Genomic DNA, 17697 nt, shown 5'->3' with positions numbered 1-17697 from the left:
ATTGTTTACACTTTTCTCACTGTAAGGTTATCACGTAATACCGGCCAGTTTTGCGGGAACGGATTTCCCAGCACCCAATAGCTGCCGCCTCTCAGGCCATAGTTTATAATCGTGTTGTACTTGGCCTCCATACTGCGGGCATCCTCAAACCACACTTCATGCTCCTGCCCTGATTCATCTCGATAACGGAAATAAGGAGATTGATACGTTTCGTCATATTGAATTTCAACCCCGTACTTCGCTGCCAGCTGCACGGCTTCTTTTGGACTGACGGTTCGTGCGAAGGTTCCTTCTACCCATGGAATTTTCCAATCACGGCCGTACAATGGCACGCCCATCATAATTTTATCCCGTGGTATGGCAGTTACCGCATAATCCAATACTTCTCTTACCTTATTAATCGGGGCAATCGCCCATGGTCTTCCTCCCGCCCATCCCCATTCATACGTCATGATGACAACAAAATCTAGAATCTCCCCATGAGCTGGGTAATCATGTGCCTCATAGAGTAACCCTTGCTGATCCGCTTTAATTTTTGGAGCAACGGCTGTAGAAACGGTATATCCTGCTGGCCGCAGTCGAGCCACTACTCTCCTAAGAAAATTATTATAGTTTTCCCTGTCCTCCGGATATACATATTCAAAATCAATGTTCAAACCTGTATATCCTTTTTCCTCCATCTTAGCAAGGATATTCGTAATCAAAGTTTCCTGCAGGTCGGGATTTCTCAAAATCGTCGCCGCTCTATCTGAACTGAACGATCCATTAGAGAAATTCGTTAATACCATTAAAGGAGCAACGTTATTCGCTCTTGCCGCTTGTAAAACGGATTCTTCATTCATCTCTGTTATAGATCCATCTTCTCTAATTCCATAAGTAAAAGGGGACAAATACGTGAAGTTCCTGCCAAGAGCAAGGACCTCATTTCTTCCGGCTGCACTTGTACTGGTCGTGTACGCATTGATTTCTTTTACAGGTCTTGCCTTTCGAGGGATATACAATGTCTGACCAACGTATAGCAAAGAAGGATTAGTTAGTCCATTCACTTGAATAATTCGTTCTGCTGGAATTCCGTACCGTTGAGATAGGCTCCATACACTGTCTCCAGGTTGAACGGTATGAGGAAAATATGGAAGCACCAACAGATCTCCAATAAAAATTAAAGAAGGATCAGAGATTTGATTGACCTCCGCAAGCTGCTGAACAGAAATACCAAAACGCTGAGCAATCGCCCATAGAGAATCTCCAGCCTGGACGACATATTCCCTTCCTGCTTCTGGAATAACTAGTGCCTGACCAACAACTAATACATCAGGGTTCTCCAATTGATTGAGTAAAATAATTTGATTGATATCAGAGCGATACGACCGAGCTATACCCCACAGGGACTCTCCAGATTTCACCACATGTATTTGCACGCCACGCTCACCTCACAGGCAGTCTCTATATCTCATGCTATTCATGCAGAGTCTGTCCTATTAAAGGCATGGCTATTTCCAGAAACATTTTATTAATATAGTTTAATAGAATTATTTAATAGTTAAAAAACCATCAAATACTATATAAATATATAATAATTTTATAATCCTTCTTTTGACCGATATGCCAGGGGCCCAGAGGAATCCTATTAAAATTTTCTCAAAATTTTGTGTTTATTTGCTATTCTAGTGGGAATATGCGGTGTACGTGGAGAGTTCCCTATAATTTACAATCGTCCGAAAAGGCTTTAGGAGAAATTTATCTTTTACAAGGAGTGTTAGTAAAAATGGAAGATCTCTATCCTTCCCGTCAGAATAGTAAGCCGGAGATAATTGAACGCAAAGATCCAGTCATCCATTCGGACCTTTCTAAAGATAAAGGACCGTTATCTGATGAGCAAATCAATTTTTATCAAAAAAATGGATTTCTACAAATAGAAAACTTCTTCTCACCCGAAGAGGTTTCTGAAATGCAAAAGGGAATTTTTGACCTGCAAGAATCAAATAGAGAGGTAGATTCTGAAAAGGTTATTCGTGAGCCTGAGAGTGACGAGATTAGATCTATTTTTCACGTCCATAATGATGACCAATACTTCAGAAAGGTGACCAACGACCAGCGGATTCTCGATATTGTGCAATATCTGCTAGGCAGTGATGTCTATATTCATCAGTCCCGCATCAACTATAAACCAGGCTTTACCGGTAAAGAATTCGACTGGCATTCTGATTTCGAAACTTGGCATGTAGAAGATGGTATGCCAAGAATGAGGGCAGTCAGTCTATCTATTGCTTTGTCTGATAACTATACCTTCAATGGTCCTCTGATGCTGATCCCTGGTTCCCAGAATTATTTTGTCAGCTGCATTGGAGAGACACCCGAGGAAAATTATAAGGAATCGTTGAAGAAGCAGAAATTAGGAGTACCTGATCATAATAGTTTGAGATGGCTCGCAGAGAATGGCGGGGGAATTTCTGTTCCGACCGGAAAAGCCGGTGCAATTACTCTATTTGAATCCAACACAATGCATGGATCAAACGGAAACATTACCCCGTACAGCCGTAACAATCTATTTATGGTATTCAATAGTGTAGAGAACCAGCTTGTAAAACCTTTTTCAGGTGGAAAAGAGCGTCCTGAATTTATTGCTGTGAGAGAAGGCGCAAAGCGGTTGAGCTTGCGATAATCCTATACTTACTAGGGAACTCTCATTTTGGAGCTGTTCACAAGGGACCTCCCTTTGTGAACAGCTTTTTACATCCATTATTCTTTCTTCTTAAAACAAAATAAAAACAGCCCGCCTGCTAAGCGAGCTGTTCATAAAATTGATTAAGCATTAAGCCGTTTACGTCCTACTAGCAAAAGAGCTCCTGCTGCGGTAAGCAGTATACCGGAGATCGCCTTCATAGGGAGAGTACTTGAGGTATCCGGCATTTCGCCACCTTCACCTCTTTCTATGTGTCTCCGATCTTCAAACACCCATTTCCCAGCTTCATAACTATAATCAATTTTCACTGTATATTTTCCGTATTGCTGATTTTCGCGATCCTGAGTGACCGTGTAATGGTTAGCATCGACTTTCTCCATATGATATTCCATGTCTGTATCCAATTTAATTGGACCATCCATAGCTTTTAAATAGAGTTTATCATTCTCTTCGTAAAAATAAGTTTCTAAGTATTGGTCTGCTAGAGGCCAAACCATAATGCTTTTTATTTCCTCTTCTAATCGATCCATGGAGTCATACTTTTTCACTTCGCCCTCGTCTGTCGTTTCAAGTGTGAAGAACTCATTGAATTGCTTCTCCAGTTCTTCTACAGGCGGCTTCCCATGATTATCCGCAAAAACTGGAGTGGCCATCCCTATCACAACCAAACAAGCGACGAGAACAGCAGACAATTTCTTCATCATTCTTAACCTCCTTTAAGTATTACATAGAGTGTGTTTCGGTTTTGAGTACCAGTTAAACGTAATTTTGTAACAAAATTGAAAAAAATCCACTTTTTATTGAATATGATAAGCAGCTCATCCCTCTTGATCAGATAATCACATTAACTTCTTAATTCACTGATGTACAAATGATTAAACATTTCCCTATTACAAAAATTTTACGTTTAAATGACAGAATAATCCGAAACACAAATAATGTAAGAGATTTTCTTACAAAACTATCTAGGAGGGGTCATTTATGAATAAGAGAAAATATCTTGCACCGGTATTAGCTTTTGGAATGACTTTAGGAATCGGTGCAAACCATGTTTCTGCTGAAAAAGCTACTGTAGAAGTTGAAAAAGGCGATACCCTTTATAGCATCGCAGAGGAGTATGAACATGTAAGTGTAAATGATCTATTAGAGTGGAATCCAGGCATCGAAGCGAAAAACCTTCAAATCGGAACAGAGCTTACTTTTGAAACGAGCAGCGACCAAACTCCAAATGAAGTTTTTCATACAGTAACACCAGGAAGTACTCTTTACAGCATTGCTAACCTGCATGCAGGTGTAAATCTATGGGACTTATACGATCTAAATCCTAATATAGAACCTAGAAACCTACAAATCGGCCAGGAAGTTCGTGTGAGCAGAGCCGATGGGTACGATAAAGAATTTCATACTCTTAAACCAGGCAGCACGCTCTATAGCATTGCTAACCTGCATAAAGATGTAACCGTAGAGGACTTACTAGAATTAAATCCTGATATCGATCCTCATAATCTACAGATCGGGCATGAAATTAGAGTAAAATAAGGGCTAGACTTGAACCCCAGTATATACGCAACATACTGGGGGATCTTTATGTATATAAAATCTTTATGAACTTTGCTCATCTATTTTCTCCTCAAGGATCTCAATACGCTCTCTTAGTTCTCCAATTTTATGCATAATGCCACCTATAATTAAGACCTACATGAACCCATCGAATAATAAAACTACACGACACCCTATTACTTTACTTCGCTTCTGTCATAGTTAGTAATTTGTTTAAGGTTTTCCAATTTCGTACTGTAGCTGCCTGACCAAGCTTGTCTAAATGAGTTCCTAACTTAGAATTCCGAATGCTGTTATAGAAAAGCAGATAGACATTTTTTCCTTTAACAACCCCCTTCTCTTTTTCATTCGAATAGGTTAAATAGTTGTCTATCTCCGTCTGGGAAGGAGCTTGTGAAAGCATTGCTACATGGAGACACTCCCCCTTAGAGGATGCGTCTGCTTCTTTGATCTCTTGTTCAGAGAATGGACATTCGCGGATAATTTCTTGCAATTCTTCCTTTGTTCTCATGATAACGGGGCTGGAAATACCAAAGCCCTTCTCTATCTTTGAATGAATTTGTACCTGTAAACGGTCCTGAGACTCATTCGATTCAAACAGGACATTGCCGCTTTGAATATAAGTGTTGACGTTTTCCAAACCCAGCTTTTCTAATGCGCTCCTTAACTCGGCCATTTTTAGCTTGTTATGGCCACCAACATTAATCCCTCTTAAAAATGCGATATATTTAGCCAATGTTGCGCCCCCTTCTTAGACCTCACTGTCATCATAGCTTACCTTTTCAATCTTCCGGCTCATTTCTAAACCGAGGAAATTAGTTGTGATACAAAGGTTTGCACATCAGTAGAGCAGGTTTTCCAACTAGTCATCATATGTATCCCCCAAACTTAAGTTTGCCAATCTACAAAAACTAAAAACTGGACTTCTGTTAGTTAAAGATAAGATGGCCATCTCTCTATAACTCATTGAAAGCCATTTTAGTCATCTCTTTTAATAATCCTTTACACAGGAAAAATACCAAATTTATACTATTCTGTTAAACTATATGTATATTAATGGAAGGAGTGTTAATTTATGAAAAAAATTTTCTCGTTCATTTGTACAACCGTCGTACTAGCCTCTCTTATGTCTCTTAGCCCAAAACCAAGTCTCGCAGCTTCGGCATCAGAATTAGAGCCCATTACAGAGGTCGCTGTGGTTGCTCACCGCGGGGCATCCGGGTATGCACCTGAGCATACAATTGAGGCTTACAAACAAGCGATTACAATGAAAGCTGATTATGTTGAATTTGACTTGCAAATGACAAAGGATGGGGAGCTGGTAGTACTTCATGATACTACTCTTGATCGGACTACAAATGCAGAAGAATTATTTCCTGATAAAGCGCCATGGTCTGTAAGAGATTTCACCCTTGAAGAAATTAAAATGCTTGATGCAGGCTCGTGGTTTAATGAGGTTTATCCAAACTATGCTAAGAACAAATATGCAGGGTTGGAAATCCCTACCCTTCAAGAAGCCCTTGATTTTGTAGATCAATTCGCAAAAGGAGATGTAGGAGTGTACATAGAAACAAAAGCTCCTGATGTGTACCCCGGAATGGAAGAGAAACTCGTGAGTATTTTAGAAGATAACCAAACGTTTGAGAACAGAAGTGTCATTCTTCAATCATTTAGTTCTGCTAGTCTTCAAAAGTTGGACGGTATGGTTTCAGATGATGTACCGCTTGTTCAACTAATGGGATCAGCCCCTGAAGAAGAAAGCGATCTGAATGCCGCGTTTGATGAAATTGAAGAGTATGCGGATGGATTAGGTCCCAATCAGAAGCTCGTTGATCCAACCTTCATGGAAGCTGCACACGAACGCAACCTAATCGTTCACCCTTACACTGTAAATGCAAAAGAAAACATGAAACACCTTCTTTCATTAGGTGTAGACGGTATGTTTACGAATTATTCTGATCGATTATATGATCTTCTAAAGAAGACGGGTAAAGAAAAAGCCCTCGAACAAAACTAAGTCATTGGTTAACTTTTTTTAAACCAGAGTATAAGGCCTAGTTGATAAAAATAAACGAGTATGAAACCAATTCGATTTCATACTCGTTTTGCTTTTGGTATTATTCATTTTCGAACAAAAGAACACGTGCCGGCGCAGCGTCTGTACCGACAAGCTTAAGAGGTGCAGCTACCATGTGATAGCTGTTTGGTTCTACATCTTTCAAGCGAAGACCTTCAATGACAATGACGTCTGCGTTGAAGAGTGCTTTATGAGTCGGATGCTCAGGCTGACTACGTTCAATTCCTAGCGCATCGATGCCGACACCATTGATTTTTTTCTCGGCTAAGTACTCTGCTCCGTCCTGTTTTAAGAAAATGAATTCGAAGTTGAACTCATCTTCGAAGGAGTTTTTCGTCTTGAAGAAGATGAAGTCTCCTTCTTGAATATCAAAGCCTTCAATATCCGCTTTTGTAATGCCGTCTTCCACATCTGTCAGGTCGAATACCTTCACGTTGCCAACTAGCTTTTCAAGTGAAATTGATTCGAACGTTTCCCCGTCGTTTTTCATATGTAGCGGGGCATCAATATGCGTTCCTGTATGCACGTCGATTTCCATGCGGGATTCGGTGACATGGCCATTTGTGTTCGTGGTGATTTTCGGCTGTTTTTCAGGTTTGTTTTTGTAAACAGGCATCCCTTCATAAACAGGGGCTGTGACATCAATCATTTTCATCGCTCATTCTCCTATTCGTTCGTAGTTTGATTTCTCTTCTTATTTTGACATGCTTTCCACTGAGTATCAAATGAGATAAAAAAACGCTCACTGATCAGGTGAGCGTTTTTTGTAGTTATTTAAGCTTTTTTACTTTTACGACGGGCAAATTCCATCAGCTTATTAAACCCTTCTCTGTAAAACAGGTACAGTCCTGCTACATACGTAACCGCTCCGATCGGAACAAGGATCATCAGCTGGAACAAGGAATACAGTTCTTGAATTGGCGTAAAATACTCTACCAGCAGGACCGGTACAGCCATGAAAGCTGTTGGGATCGCAACTTTTATAAAGAGAGTAATGAGCCGCTTCCATTCGCCAGCAGGCATTTCCTTGTAAATCGCATAGGTTACAAAAATAATATAGTACATGGACACAGCTGAACTAGATAACGCAAGTCCAGGATAGCCGAACGGAATCAGGAATAAGTAGTTAAATACGAGATTCAAAATAATCGTTGTTGAACTGATCATTAATAGTTTTCTCGTTGCACCAATCGCGTACATAGCTTTGATTGGGATCATGATCAACCCTTGCGTCACGATCAAAGGAATATACATATAAAGGACTGTCACCGTATTGGCAGTGTCCTCCGGCGAGTAGGCCCCTCGTTCAAAGATGAATGAAATGGCCTGTTCTGCTACGAGGAAAAGTCCGATCGCCAGCGGCATTAACGCAAGTAATCCGACCTGATATCCCATATAAAGCGTATTTTTAAACTTTTCTTTATTTCCGCTTTGCTCAGACATCAAGGTGAAAATAATCGCCACGATCGTCGTTTGGAAAATCGCACTCGGAATACTCATTAATAGCGAAGAGTTGTTCAAATACGTAACAGCTCCGCTCACTGTTCCTGATGCGAACATTTTGTTAACAAATACGTTAATGTGTCCGACAGAAGAGTGTAAAACCGCCGGAACTAATAGAATGAAAAAGGCTTTCGCGAACTGACGGTTAATGTTGAAGGTCAGTGTCCAGCGATAGCCGTACTTGTATAAGTAATAAATTTGGATCAAAAGTCCGATGGCGAGTCCCGTTATGAACCCGTAAGCAATGCTGTAAATGCCCATCTGATCGGCAAAAAGCAGGATGAATAGTGTTGCCATAACGGCACCGAGCAGATTGACAATCTGCGTCGGAACAAAGCTTCTCACCGCTTGCAGGTAGGACTCGAGTACGCTTGTCAGTCCAATAATCAAAGTGAACAAGAAGAAAATCTTCGTCATCTTGATTGCGACCATTTCTGTAGTTTCCGTCATCGATCCATAGATTTGGACGATATAAGGCGTTAAAAAGTAGCATGCCACTGTGAAGATCAGCAGGATCACGATCGTATAGTTCAACATGCTGTTGGCATTGCGGTCCGCCTCTTCAGGATTCTCGCGTTGGTTTTTTTTATATTCAGGTAAAAATACCGAGTTAAATCCATTCTTAATTAATGTCTTAATCAGTGTGACAAAAGTAAAGGCAAGAATGAATCCATCCGTATAATCAGTCGCTCCGAATTCTCTCGCAATGACACTCTCTCGGACGAAGCCGACGAGCTTGAGCACAAGCGCGAGCATCGTAATCCAGATAGCGGTAGTTTTTAATCTCGACATACATCTATACCTCTTTTTTTCTGTTTCTCTTGTAAGCACTAAGGTTTATCGTAGCATTTTTTATAGGAAAAGGAAATATACAACAGCTCTAGTTCAAATCTAGTAATCTTTGATATAATCTAAAAGTATCACTATACGTTTTCGAAAGGAAAGAGCGTCATGACGATCCGACGATACCAACAAGGGGATGAAACGCAAATTCAGTCCCTTTTTCATAAAACTTTCCACACCGAACGCGGACAAAATGTCTGGGAGTGGAAGTTCATCGAGAACCCGAAGCAGGAAAGACCTTTTATTTTAGTCTGGGATGAGGACGGCCAAATTCTGGGTCATATCAGCCTCTGGGTTTCCGATGCTTATATAAATGGAGAAAAAAAGAAAGTCGGCCTGCGTGTCGATACGATGGTCGACCCTGATGCCCGCGGCAAGGGCATTTATAAACAATTGAACAAAGCCTTGCTTGAAGAAGCCAAGGCTGATGATATCGCTTATTTGTATGGATTCCCTGCACCAAAAGCAAAGGAACTGTTCGTACGCTACACAGGCGCAACCCATTTGACCGATATTCCGCGCTATGTTTTTATCCAGCACCCTGTCGCGCTTTTGGCATCAAAACTTGCTCCTCTGAAGCTGTTGAAGCCCGCTGACGGAGTGTTTGAAAAGTTGAAGCGCCCGAGCTTTTCTTCCAATAATAATCTTCAGGTGAAAAAAGTCACTCATTGTGATGAGCATTTTGACGAGCTTGCCAAAAAAACGTCCACCCAAGAGGGAGCAGCGCTCGTACGTGATGCTGATTATTTGAATTGGCGCTTTCACGATCATCCAGTTAACGAGTACACGATGGCTGCCGTTTATGAGAATGACGAACTTAAGGGCTACGTCGTCACGAAGCTCACTGAAGGTAAATTCAAAAACGGTCTGATCATCGACTGGCTTGCCGTGGATGAAGATTCTGTGTGGGAAACACTTCTTGAAGCAGCTTTCCATCACCTCTCGGAAGCTGACCTTATTCAATCCTGGCAGCTTTCTCATACAATCGGCGCTGAGGTGCTGAAAAAGCATAAGTTCACCCACAAAGACAGTCCTATGCCACTCGTCGGTAAAGAAGTCGTGCAGGAAACTGCGTTTATGAATGACGTCAAAAGCTGGATGATTACCATGGGCGACGTCGATTCATTTTAACCTTAAGGAGAGAAAGCAAGATGAAACGAAAACTTTTAAAAATGGCAATGCCGGTCATTTCACCTGCTAATCAATTCATTATCAGTAATTATTATAGAGATCAGCGTCCCCTGACTGAACTTAAGGAAAAGCGAGTGCTGCTGCTTGCCCCTCACGTCGACGATGAAACCATCGGCGCAGGCGGCACCCTTATAAAGCACGCAGAAATGGGGGCGCAAACCCATGTCGCTTTTCTCACCGACGGATCTGGCAGCTTTACGAAAGGATCAAAAAAAGATCTCGTCGAAGCCAGAAAACAGGAAGCCGCGCTTGTTAAAGAAATGCTCGGCCTGTCATCAATTGACTTTTTCAATGCCAAAGACGGCCAGCTAAAAAGCGAAGGGGCAACACTGGAATGGGTGAAACGGAAAATCGAAGAGATTGAGCCGGATGTTATTTATGCACCGGTCTTTGTCGATTGTCACCCTGACCATATCGCAACAGCGAAACTCGTCCGCGACGCGCTTGAAGATGTTTATCTCGATCCAGTGATCCGCTTATATGAGATCAATACTCTCTTACCTAAAGAGGAAATCAACTGCATCGTTGACATCACACCTTATCGCGAACAGAAGAAACAAGTCATTAATGTATTCGAATCCCAGACCATCGATTTTGACGGTTTTTTAGCACTTGAAAGTCTAAAACGTAATCTTTTTGGTGAAAAAGGTGTAGAAGCCGTAGAAACTTTTCTTCAGCTAACCTATGAGGAATTGACGTCGCGCTTCGATCGTTTGGATGGAAAATACAGGTACAGTGATCACTTTAAACAAGTAAACAAAGAGGCGACTTTGTTATATGCGATGTTCAAAAACTTGAAGTTCAAAAAGAAAGCGTATGAAGAAAGTCGTTCGTGAATGTAGGAAGTTCGGCGTCCTTTTTGGGGGAGCCGGACTTTTTTGGTGGTGTCAGGACGGAGATGAGGCGTTGTGGTACCAGCTACCGTAGTTAGCCTTTATGGAACCTCACACCAGCAAAACCACCAAAAAACCGCCAGGACATCTGCTTCCTGGCGGTTTTGCTTATTTGACCACTTTTTTGATGCGGCGTTTCACCTTGAATAGGAAGTACCCTATCCTTTCAGCTCTAGTCGGCTCAGGAATCCGTCGGCCAAGCCCTTCCTCCTGCGTGTATTTGCAAGGATTACACAATCCGCACGGCTCGCCTGTCTTCTTAGGCGTATGGCAGAACCATGTTTCTTCCATGATGTGAGCGTAACCGCGTTCTTTTGCTTTCTCTTCCATGCCAAGCTTCGTAATTTCCAGAAGTGGGAAACGGTATTTCTGGAAAATGACGAATGCCGGATGTGATGGATTGTCGACAACTCTGTAGTAAAAGTCATCACCTTCTTCGATTTTAACGATATCGTCCTTAATCATGCCTTGCACTTTGTCGTCATGGTGGACGGATAATTCCAGGGTATCCATATTCACAGATTCAGCATATCGGCCGAGCCAGTCATATTGATCACCAAGCCGGAATTCCTTTTGCAGCTTCTCATATTCTTTCGTAAAATCTGGATTTAACGGGATTTCGTCTTTTCTAATCTCAATAGTATCGAGCACACGCTCTTCTGCTCCTGGATCGAATTCGTTCATCAGCCGTTTGATTTTTTCCATTGTCTTAAGTTCCATTTCCGTTGAGGGGCGGACTGGGTCGAGCACATAATAGGGCTGGATGGTCTTTTTCTGATCCAATACTAAATTCAATACACGGTATGTGGAGTCCCACCCACCGGTCCAAAGCACATTATTAGGCATAGAGCACAACCTCCTGACATGTCTTCTATGGTGTATAGTTCCCTTAATGGGAGTTGATTAACCAATCATTTTGTATAACTATGTTGCTTTCCATATCGTTCGGTCGAATGATGTCGGGAATGAGGGTGTTTATATTGCCTGCGCTCCTTGCACGTAAAAAAACAGCCTGGAGGACCAGGCTGTTTTCTTATGCTTCATCGCGTTCTTTATCTTTTTCTTTATTCTTCTTCTCATTCTTAGAGATCATGTCAATAAGAGGCCGCTTCCCTCGATAAACAACGCCAGTCATTTCTGCAAACAAGTGAAGCAATAGCAGAATGACGAACGTGATGATGAGCGAAATCCCGAAGGAAGTGAGTGAGAATAAGATGGCTAGCAAGCCGAACAGCGCACTGAACGCATAGATGATCAATACGGTCGACCGGTGACTGAAACCTGCCGCTAAAATCTGATAGTGGATGTGCTTGTTATCAGGCATCATAATTTTTTGTTTATTAATGAGACGTCTCAAAATGGAGAACAGGGTGTCGAACACTGGAATGGCTAAGACGATAATCGGAATGACAAAGCTGAACAGCGTTACGTTTTTGAAAAGTCCGACCATCGAGATGACAGCCATTGAATACCCCAGGAACAAGGAACCGGTGTCCCCCATATAAATTTTCGCCGGGTAAAAGTTATGAAATAAAAATCCGATATTACTTCCGATCAGAACGACACACAAGTACACAATCGTAATTTGCGGTTCGATGGCTAGTGCCATGACCGATATACTGATCAATGAAATCGTTGAAACGCCAGTGGCCAGCCCGTCCAAACCGTCAATTAGGTTGATGGCATTTGTGATCCCGATGATCCAGAAAAATGTGAAGGCAATGCTAATCGGATCATTCAAACTTACCATACCGAGAAACGGGATGCTGACGATGTCAATTTTTAAACCTGAGAAAATAAGAATAGCTGCTGCAGATACTTGCCCTGCCAGCTTAAAAATAGGACGGATTTGATAGCGATCATCAAGTAGTCCTGTCAATACGATAATAAACGCCCCGATACAGATCGCAGTGAAATAAGGCATATCTGGACGCATGTAAATCATCCCGGCTACGACCCCACCGAAAATCGCCAATCCTCCCATCCGAGGAGTAATTTCCGTATGGATTTTCCGCAGTTCAGGATAGTCCATCATTTTCCACTTCACAGCCAGCTTCATGACTGGAAAGACCAGTACATAGCTGACAGCCATAGAAATCAAAATGGCTATGGTGATATCCAAATATATATTCATAAGAATCCTCGCTTATCTATAAACTGAAAAATGCAAAATGCGACTACATTATATCACAGTAAAGCTCAAATCATGTCGTACATTGTCTTTATTTTTGTTTTTCTATAACTAAATCGATTGTACCATCTACCTCCTTTCTATGAGAATCTATCAAGTTACAAATATGTTACAATTTTTGCGTTATTTGGGAAAATTGATAGGTTTTGACATTCATCACGTCGTTTAAATATTGTACAGGCAATAAAAAAGGGTGAGAAGTGTGAAGACAGTCACGATACTAGCTCCTGCTTATAATGAAGAAGAATCATTGCATCATCTTTAATACGATTTTGAACTGCTTTTTGTAAACGATGGCAGTCAGGATCAGACGATGCCGATTATCAAAGAATTGCGGGAATTGGATCAAAGAGTCTCTTATGTAGACCTTTCCCGTAATTTCGGAAAGGAAACCGCAATGATTGCAGGTTTCGACCATGCCAAAAGCGATGCACTCATCATTTTGGATGCAGATTTGCAAGATCCTCCAGAACTTATTCCTGAGATGATCTACTATAAGTTCATTTATATTCAGTTTTTCATCTTTGGAATGATCGCTATTTTTTGACTTGTTAAAAGCACAAAGGAAAACTTGGAAATCAAGCAGCTAATTCAGACGCGGTACAGGTTCGTACTCATGCCCAGTCTGATCATTCTACAAAGCTATGGTGCCTATGTACTTCACCGATTATTTGTAAGCTCAAAAAAGAATGAATGAATCCATGTAGAAAAAGCAGTGCCAGCTAAGGCACTGCTTTTTCTTATGTGAAAACTTTTATCGCTGTAATTGTTCAATTAGCTGGTCAATGACCTCCTGGGAGGAAATCAACTCGGCATTCTCTGTTTGTTGGATGATGTTTTGCAACACCTCTTTTAAATTTTCCATGCTTCCCACCTTTTCCACTTTTTATCATCTAGTAATCTATTTACTTAAACGTTCGATTTAAAACGACTTTTTCTGTCGGCTGATTATGTAGCTGCTTTGTTATATGACAAAATACTACAAAAAGATTCAAAAAAGCTAACACTTCTGATAGCTTTCTAATCATATTATCCTATTTTTATAGTTTTGCATAGCATTTTTTGTAAGATTATATAAAAAATTGATACTTATGTAATAGCATATGAAATCTGTCCACTGTCCGTGAACAAAAGAAAAGCCCGATTATTGATCAGGTTTCAGTCCATATATCGAATACAGAACTGCGCTTTTGCTTCTCCTTGAAAGCCCAGACCTTCTGATGAAAATTCAGGGCATAACCGACTTGCTCAAACCGGTGAACATGTTTCTCCACAATCTCAGCACTGTCTCTATGATAGGTAAAAAAAATGATGACAGGGTGATGAAGGGAGTCATAAAAAAACACAGGATTTAGACTCCGCTTCATATGACCAAAACTCCAGTTTCCGAACAGATCCAGCAGACGTATACGCTCATCATCGACGATCGCATTTGTATTCACATTCGTATGTTCCGTGCTGAATAAATTAAATTGATGAAAACAAGCAGCTGCCTGCATAAAAGAGAGCGGTGATTCGTCCCCACGAATGGCCGCCATCGGGTTTTCAATCCTTACATTCCCTTTCGTTTGTGCGAAAACTTTTCCCTCACTACTTATTACTTTCCATCCGTCTTTCAAGTAAATGTGTGAATATTGATTGACGAGCACACTGATGTCACACAACATAAACTTGTTGTTCAAATAAGGAGGGCACTCTTGAATAAATAAATTGGGCTTCGCTGCTTCTCTAGTGAATATCTGTTTTTCTTTCAACCCGCTCCCTCCCGTGCAATCTATGCTACTTTCTGCTTCGTTTTATGAATGCTTTTATTTCATCGATGCTTAAGCCCAGGTGTTTGGCTTGCCTGATCAATTCTAACCATTCTTCATCTACTGGCTTTTTGATTGTCTGTGCAGCCATATTCCTTCCCCTTTCCACCCTGTTATTTCACTTCTTGCTCTTCGTCTTGATTTGCGAATTTGTAGGAAAGCAAATCTTCCAATGGCACATCGAGCGTTTTGGCCATTTTACTCATGACGATTAAAGATGGATTTTTCTGGACACCGCGTTCTATGTTACTGATATAGGACTTTGAGACCTTGGACTTTTTAGCAAACTCATTGACTGATAGACCTTTTCCAAGTCTTAATACGCGTATTCTTTGTCCGATGGTAGTCATTTAGTCATGACCCTCCCCTTCTTTCATTCGTTATTCGACACAAATTTGTTCTTTATTAAGAATATTATAATGGGATTGTCCTTAAAAAGAAACAGGCAAATTGAAAAATAATAAACAGTTACGATCTTCTTGCTACCTTTTCCTTTTGAATTCTTGTCCTATCTATCCTTTTGTGAGAACAAAAAAGGATCAACACCAAAAGCTGACCCTATTCCTCAGAAACATGATATTTGTCTCGAAACTCTTTCGGTCCAATTCCTTCTACTTTTTTAAACACGCGAGTAAAATAGCTTTGACTGTTATAGCCTAGCAAAATACTGATTTCCATCAGCGAATACCTTGTAATACTAAGCAGTTCTTTTGCCTGTTTAATTCTCTGCTTATTTATAAACTGAGAGATCGATATCCCTACCTCTTTTGCGAACACGCCTGATAAGTAGTTTGGATGGACGTTCAGCTCTTCTGCAATTTTCTTCAATGAAATATTTTCTGTAAGGTATTGAAAGATGTACTTTTGCGTCCGTTCGACAAGGGGGGAATAATGCTGACCATTTTTCGTTTGCTTCAAACGTGATAAAAAGGACAGGATCACATTGGATTCCAGCTCCAGTAATTCTGTACGCGTCTGTTTGATTTCTAGAAAATTAATATAAAATTCACTTAAAGAGAACAGCTCGTCCCTTGGAGCACCCTCTTCCAAACAAACTTGAGTTAACTCAGCAACAAGACGAATGAGGTGGTTCTTTTCCGACCGTACAGGGTCCCCATTTGCAAGAGAGACAGAGAATTCTTTTTTATATTTCTGATACACATCCGTGGCTTTCTCATCACCTTTTTTGAAAGCTTCGAAAAACTGCTCCTTTAGTTGATAGGAATCTTTTTGTGAAGGACTGGAATGTGCATAAAACTGGAAGGCTTTTTTTTGACGGTCACCTATATGATTTCTGACCATGGGATCCTCTTCTTTATGTGGAAGCACTCTGAGAAGCATACGTTCTAATGCAAGTACATGGACTTGATTCACTACAGGGAGCTGGCCAAAATAATCAAGCATCGCTTCTCCATGTTCTTTTTCGATATCATGAAGAATTAACAGCTTGTTCACCTGCTTTCTTCCAACTTCCTGTTGAAGGAAAGGTCCGATTCCGATTATGACTCCTTTCCCCCGCTCATCGAGCATCGGATAAAGGAACATTTGCTGGTGAAAGGCATCTGAATAAAGCTGAAGGGAATACGGCATATTTTCAGACTGACGCAGATAAGGAGAAAGATTTTCACGAAGCAATGGATGAGGTTTCTGGAAGCTGTCCGGAAATTGGTAGGTTAACTTATGATGGTGATCAAATAGTAAGATAGGGGTTTGAAATGCGATTGAACAATCCTTCAGCATGGATATCAGCTCGTAATTTGCTGTAGTCATTTGATGCACCCTCCTTTTCACCAGTCTCATTTTCCTATTATCCAGCTTGTCAAAAAAAGAGCATCCCCTGCTCATAAGGGAACGCTAAAGAACTCTCTTTCTCTCTGAAAAGTTTTGAATATATTCTCTAACTTCTTCAACATCCATCCCCATGGCCTTTGCTTCTTTTAATAAACTCACCCATTCCTCGTCCAATTTTCGCACCTCAGGTACTACACACATCCCTGATAGCCTCCCTAATCCCTTTTTATTCGGTTCTTTGGTCTTATGTATATATCCCCTATTAGAACCGTTATTTTCCTTCTTTTGTAAATATAACTGTATTATACGTCATTTATCGAGATAGTTTTTGCACAATATTCATTATTTTTTAAAATAGCTCATATAAATTCATAATTTTCTAATAAAAATATTGTCCTATTTTGTAGATTATCGTAAAGAATAAAAAAGGTAGGTATGAGAAGACATACCTACCCTGTTCTATGACTTATTCAATTGATTCCAAGTTTCCGTCAGCTTGTGGAACGAATCGCGATCATTCTTATCAATCGCCTGGTCAATCAGACGTCTGAGGTTTTCTTTCTCCAGCTCGACGATCAATTCCTCAAGCTCTTCCTCAAGGGATTCATCCTGGTACATTTGCTCCTCGCTTTCATAGTAAGGGGCAATGATCGAGTTTAAGTGTGTAAGAAACTCCGGCAATTGCAGCAAGTCTGTGACGGACACGTAGACCATCCGTTTTCCGCGCTGGAAAACAAAAATGTCAAACACGTTGTGTACCCGTTTGCGATTTCGGTCTATGATGATTTCTCTGGATTCCATTGGTACGAATTGATAGAGTTCATTATCGATAAAAAGAGAAAAGTACTGGTAGGCAAGCACAACACGAATAAAGCGTTTATCTTCTTTGACGTAATACGGCTTCAACATTTTGATATTTAACACAACGCCCACCCCTCATTATTAAATCAGAATTTTCAGTATTTTATTCTATTATCGCTGATTTGTCAATAAAATGAAAGCCTTTTCTTCCTTATTGGGCGTGGATTTTTTGTAAAAAAGGTTCGGGCTTTTTCGTTGGCGGATTTGTTTTGTGATGGGATGTGGATGGGGTGGGGTTGTTCCCTAATCGGGAGAGATTGTTCCCTAACTTCGATGGATTGTTCCTTAACTCA

At 40.8% G+C, this 17697-nt stretch carries 18 protein-coding genes and 1 pseudogene; 6 read left to right on the top strand and 13 right to left on the bottom strand.

Annotated elements, in window-relative coordinates:
- Positions 1-5: 5 nt before the first annotated feature.
- On the bottom strand, positions 6-1418 hold the full coding sequence (locus tag ACRYKC_RS11615; RefSeq protein ID WP_433806894.1) for a glycoside hydrolase family 18 protein: 1413 nt from the start codon (positions 1416-1418) through the stop codon (positions 6-8).
- A gap of 347 nt (positions 1419-1765) precedes the next feature.
- On the opposite strand from ACRYKC_RS11615, the gene thpD reads away from it, so the two are divergent.
- Positions 1766-2662: an ectoine hydroxylase gene (gene thpD, locus ACRYKC_RS11610; RefSeq protein WP_433806893.1), complete on the top strand. Its 897-nt coding sequence runs from the start codon at positions 1766-1768 to the stop codon at positions 2660-2662.
- 143 nt (positions 2663-2805) lie between these two features.
- On the opposite strand, the gene ACRYKC_RS11605 is transcribed toward thpD, so the two are convergent.
- Positions 2806-3387: a hypothetical protein gene (locus ACRYKC_RS11605; RefSeq protein WP_433806892.1), complete on the bottom strand. Its 582-nt coding sequence runs from the start codon at positions 3385-3387 to the stop codon at positions 2806-2808.
- Positions 3388-3664: 277 nt separating this feature from the next.
- On the opposite strand from ACRYKC_RS11605, the gene ACRYKC_RS11600 reads away from it, so the two are divergent.
- On the top strand, positions 3665-4222 hold the full coding sequence (locus tag ACRYKC_RS11600) for a LysM peptidoglycan-binding domain-containing protein (protein ID WP_433806891.1): 558 nt from the start codon (positions 3665-3667) through the stop codon (positions 4220-4222).
- A 202-nt stretch (positions 4223-4424) separates the two neighbouring features.
- On the opposite strand, the gene ACRYKC_RS11595 is transcribed toward ACRYKC_RS11600, so the two are convergent.
- Entirely contained in the window at positions 4425-4979 is a 555-nt protein-coding gene (locus tag ACRYKC_RS11595; RefSeq protein ID WP_433806890.1) for a DUF1697 domain-containing protein, read from the bottom strand.
- 339 nt (positions 4980-5318) lie between these two features.
- Here ACRYKC_RS11595 and ACRYKC_RS11590 point away from each other — a divergent pair, with 339 nt between their 5' ends.
- Entirely contained in the window at positions 5319-6260 is a 942-nt protein-coding gene (locus ACRYKC_RS11590; protein WP_433806889.1) for a glycerophosphodiester phosphodiesterase, read from the top strand.
- 100 nt (positions 6261-6360) lie between these two features.
- Here ACRYKC_RS11590 and ACRYKC_RS11585 read toward each other — a convergent pair whose 3' ends face one another.
- Both ACRYKC_RS11585 and murJ read right to left on the bottom strand, forming a co-directional pair.
- Complete coding sequence (locus tag ACRYKC_RS11585) at positions 6361-6975, bottom strand: cyclase family protein (RefSeq protein WP_433806888.1); 615 nt, start codon at positions 6973-6975, stop codon at positions 6361-6363.
- Positions 6976-7094: 119 nt separating this feature from the next.
- Positions 7095-8615: a murein biosynthesis integral membrane protein MurJ gene (murJ, locus tag ACRYKC_RS11580; RefSeq protein ID WP_433806887.1), complete on the bottom strand. Its 1521-nt coding sequence runs from the start codon at positions 8613-8615 to the stop codon at positions 7095-7097.
- A 159-nt stretch (positions 8616-8774) separates the two neighbouring features.
- Between murJ and ACRYKC_RS11575 the strand changes: the two genes are divergently transcribed.
- Both ACRYKC_RS11575 and ACRYKC_RS11570 read left to right on the top strand, forming a co-directional pair.
- The gene (locus ACRYKC_RS11575) at positions 8775-9797 is read left to right on the top strand and encodes a GNAT family N-acetyltransferase (protein ID WP_433806886.1); all 1023 of its coding nucleotides are present in this window, start codon (positions 8775-8777) and stop codon (positions 9795-9797) included.
- A gap of 20 nt (positions 9798-9817) precedes the next feature.
- The gene (locus tag ACRYKC_RS11570) at positions 9818-10693 is read left to right on the top strand and encodes a PIG-L deacetylase family protein (RefSeq protein ID WP_433806885.1); all 876 of its coding nucleotides are present in this window, start codon (positions 9818-9820) and stop codon (positions 10691-10693) included.
- 165 nt (positions 10694-10858) lie between these two features.
- On the opposite strand, the gene ACRYKC_RS11565 is transcribed toward ACRYKC_RS11570, so the two are convergent.
- Both ACRYKC_RS11565 and ACRYKC_RS11560 read right to left on the bottom strand, forming a co-directional pair.
- Complete coding sequence (locus tag ACRYKC_RS11565; protein ID WP_433806884.1) at positions 10859-11596, bottom strand: 7-cyano-7-deazaguanine synthase; 738 nt, start codon at positions 11594-11596, stop codon at positions 10859-10861.
- A gap of 187 nt (positions 11597-11783) precedes the next feature.
- Positions 11784-12884, bottom strand: a complete 1101-nt coding sequence (locus ACRYKC_RS11560; RefSeq protein WP_433806883.1) for a glycosyltransferase family 4 protein — start codon at positions 12882-12884, stop codon at positions 11784-11786.
- 334 nt (positions 12885-13218) lie between these two features.
- Here ACRYKC_RS11560 and ACRYKC_RS11555 point away from each other — a divergent pair.
- Positions 13219-13431, top strand: a pseudogene (locus ACRYKC_RS11555) (glycosyltransferase); the annotation flags it as partial.
- 661 nt (positions 13432-14092) lie between these two features.
- Here the strand turns inward: ACRYKC_RS11555 and ACRYKC_RS11550 are convergent.
- From ACRYKC_RS11550 to ACRYKC_RS11525, 6 genes are all read right to left on the bottom strand, one after another.
- The gene (locus ACRYKC_RS11550) at positions 14093-14695 is read right to left on the bottom strand and encodes a hypothetical protein (protein ID WP_433806882.1); all 603 of its coding nucleotides are present in this window, start codon (positions 14693-14695) and stop codon (positions 14093-14095) included.
- 25 nt (positions 14696-14720) lie between these two features.
- On the bottom strand, positions 14721-14843 hold the full coding sequence (locus tag ACRYKC_RS11545) for an anti-repressor SinI family protein (protein WP_433806881.1): 123 nt from the start codon (positions 14841-14843) through the stop codon (positions 14721-14723).
- A gap of 22 nt (positions 14844-14865) precedes the next feature.
- Positions 14866-15102: a helix-turn-helix domain-containing protein gene (locus ACRYKC_RS11540; RefSeq protein WP_433806880.1), complete on the bottom strand. Its 237-nt coding sequence runs from the start codon at positions 15100-15102 to the stop codon at positions 14866-14868.
- Positions 15103-15310: 208 nt separating this feature from the next.
- Positions 15311-16522, bottom strand: a complete 1212-nt coding sequence (locus ACRYKC_RS11535; RefSeq protein WP_433806879.1) for a helix-turn-helix domain-containing protein — start codon at positions 16520-16522, stop codon at positions 15311-15313.
- An 84-nt stretch (positions 16523-16606) separates the two neighbouring features.
- Entirely contained in the window at positions 16607-16744 is a 138-nt protein-coding gene (locus ACRYKC_RS11530) for an anti-repressor SinI family protein (protein WP_433806878.1), read from the bottom strand.
- Positions 16745-17002: 258 nt separating this feature from the next.
- Positions 17003-17467 carry an IDEAL domain-containing protein gene (locus ACRYKC_RS11525; protein WP_433806877.1) on the bottom strand — a complete coding sequence of 155 codons (465 nt, stop codon included), beginning with the start codon at positions 17465-17467 and terminating at the stop codon, positions 17003-17005.
- Positions 17468-17697: the final 230 nt, after the last annotated feature.

The sequence above is a fragment of the Halobacillus sp. A1-3 genome, from assembly GCF_050971765.1.
GTDB classification, from domain to species: Bacteria; Bacillota; Bacilli; order Bacillales; family Halobacillaceae; genus Halobacillus; species Halobacillus mangrovi_B.
The sequence above is the reverse complement of the archived record's forward strand: the minus strand, read 5'-3'. Positions and strand labels throughout refer to the sequence as shown.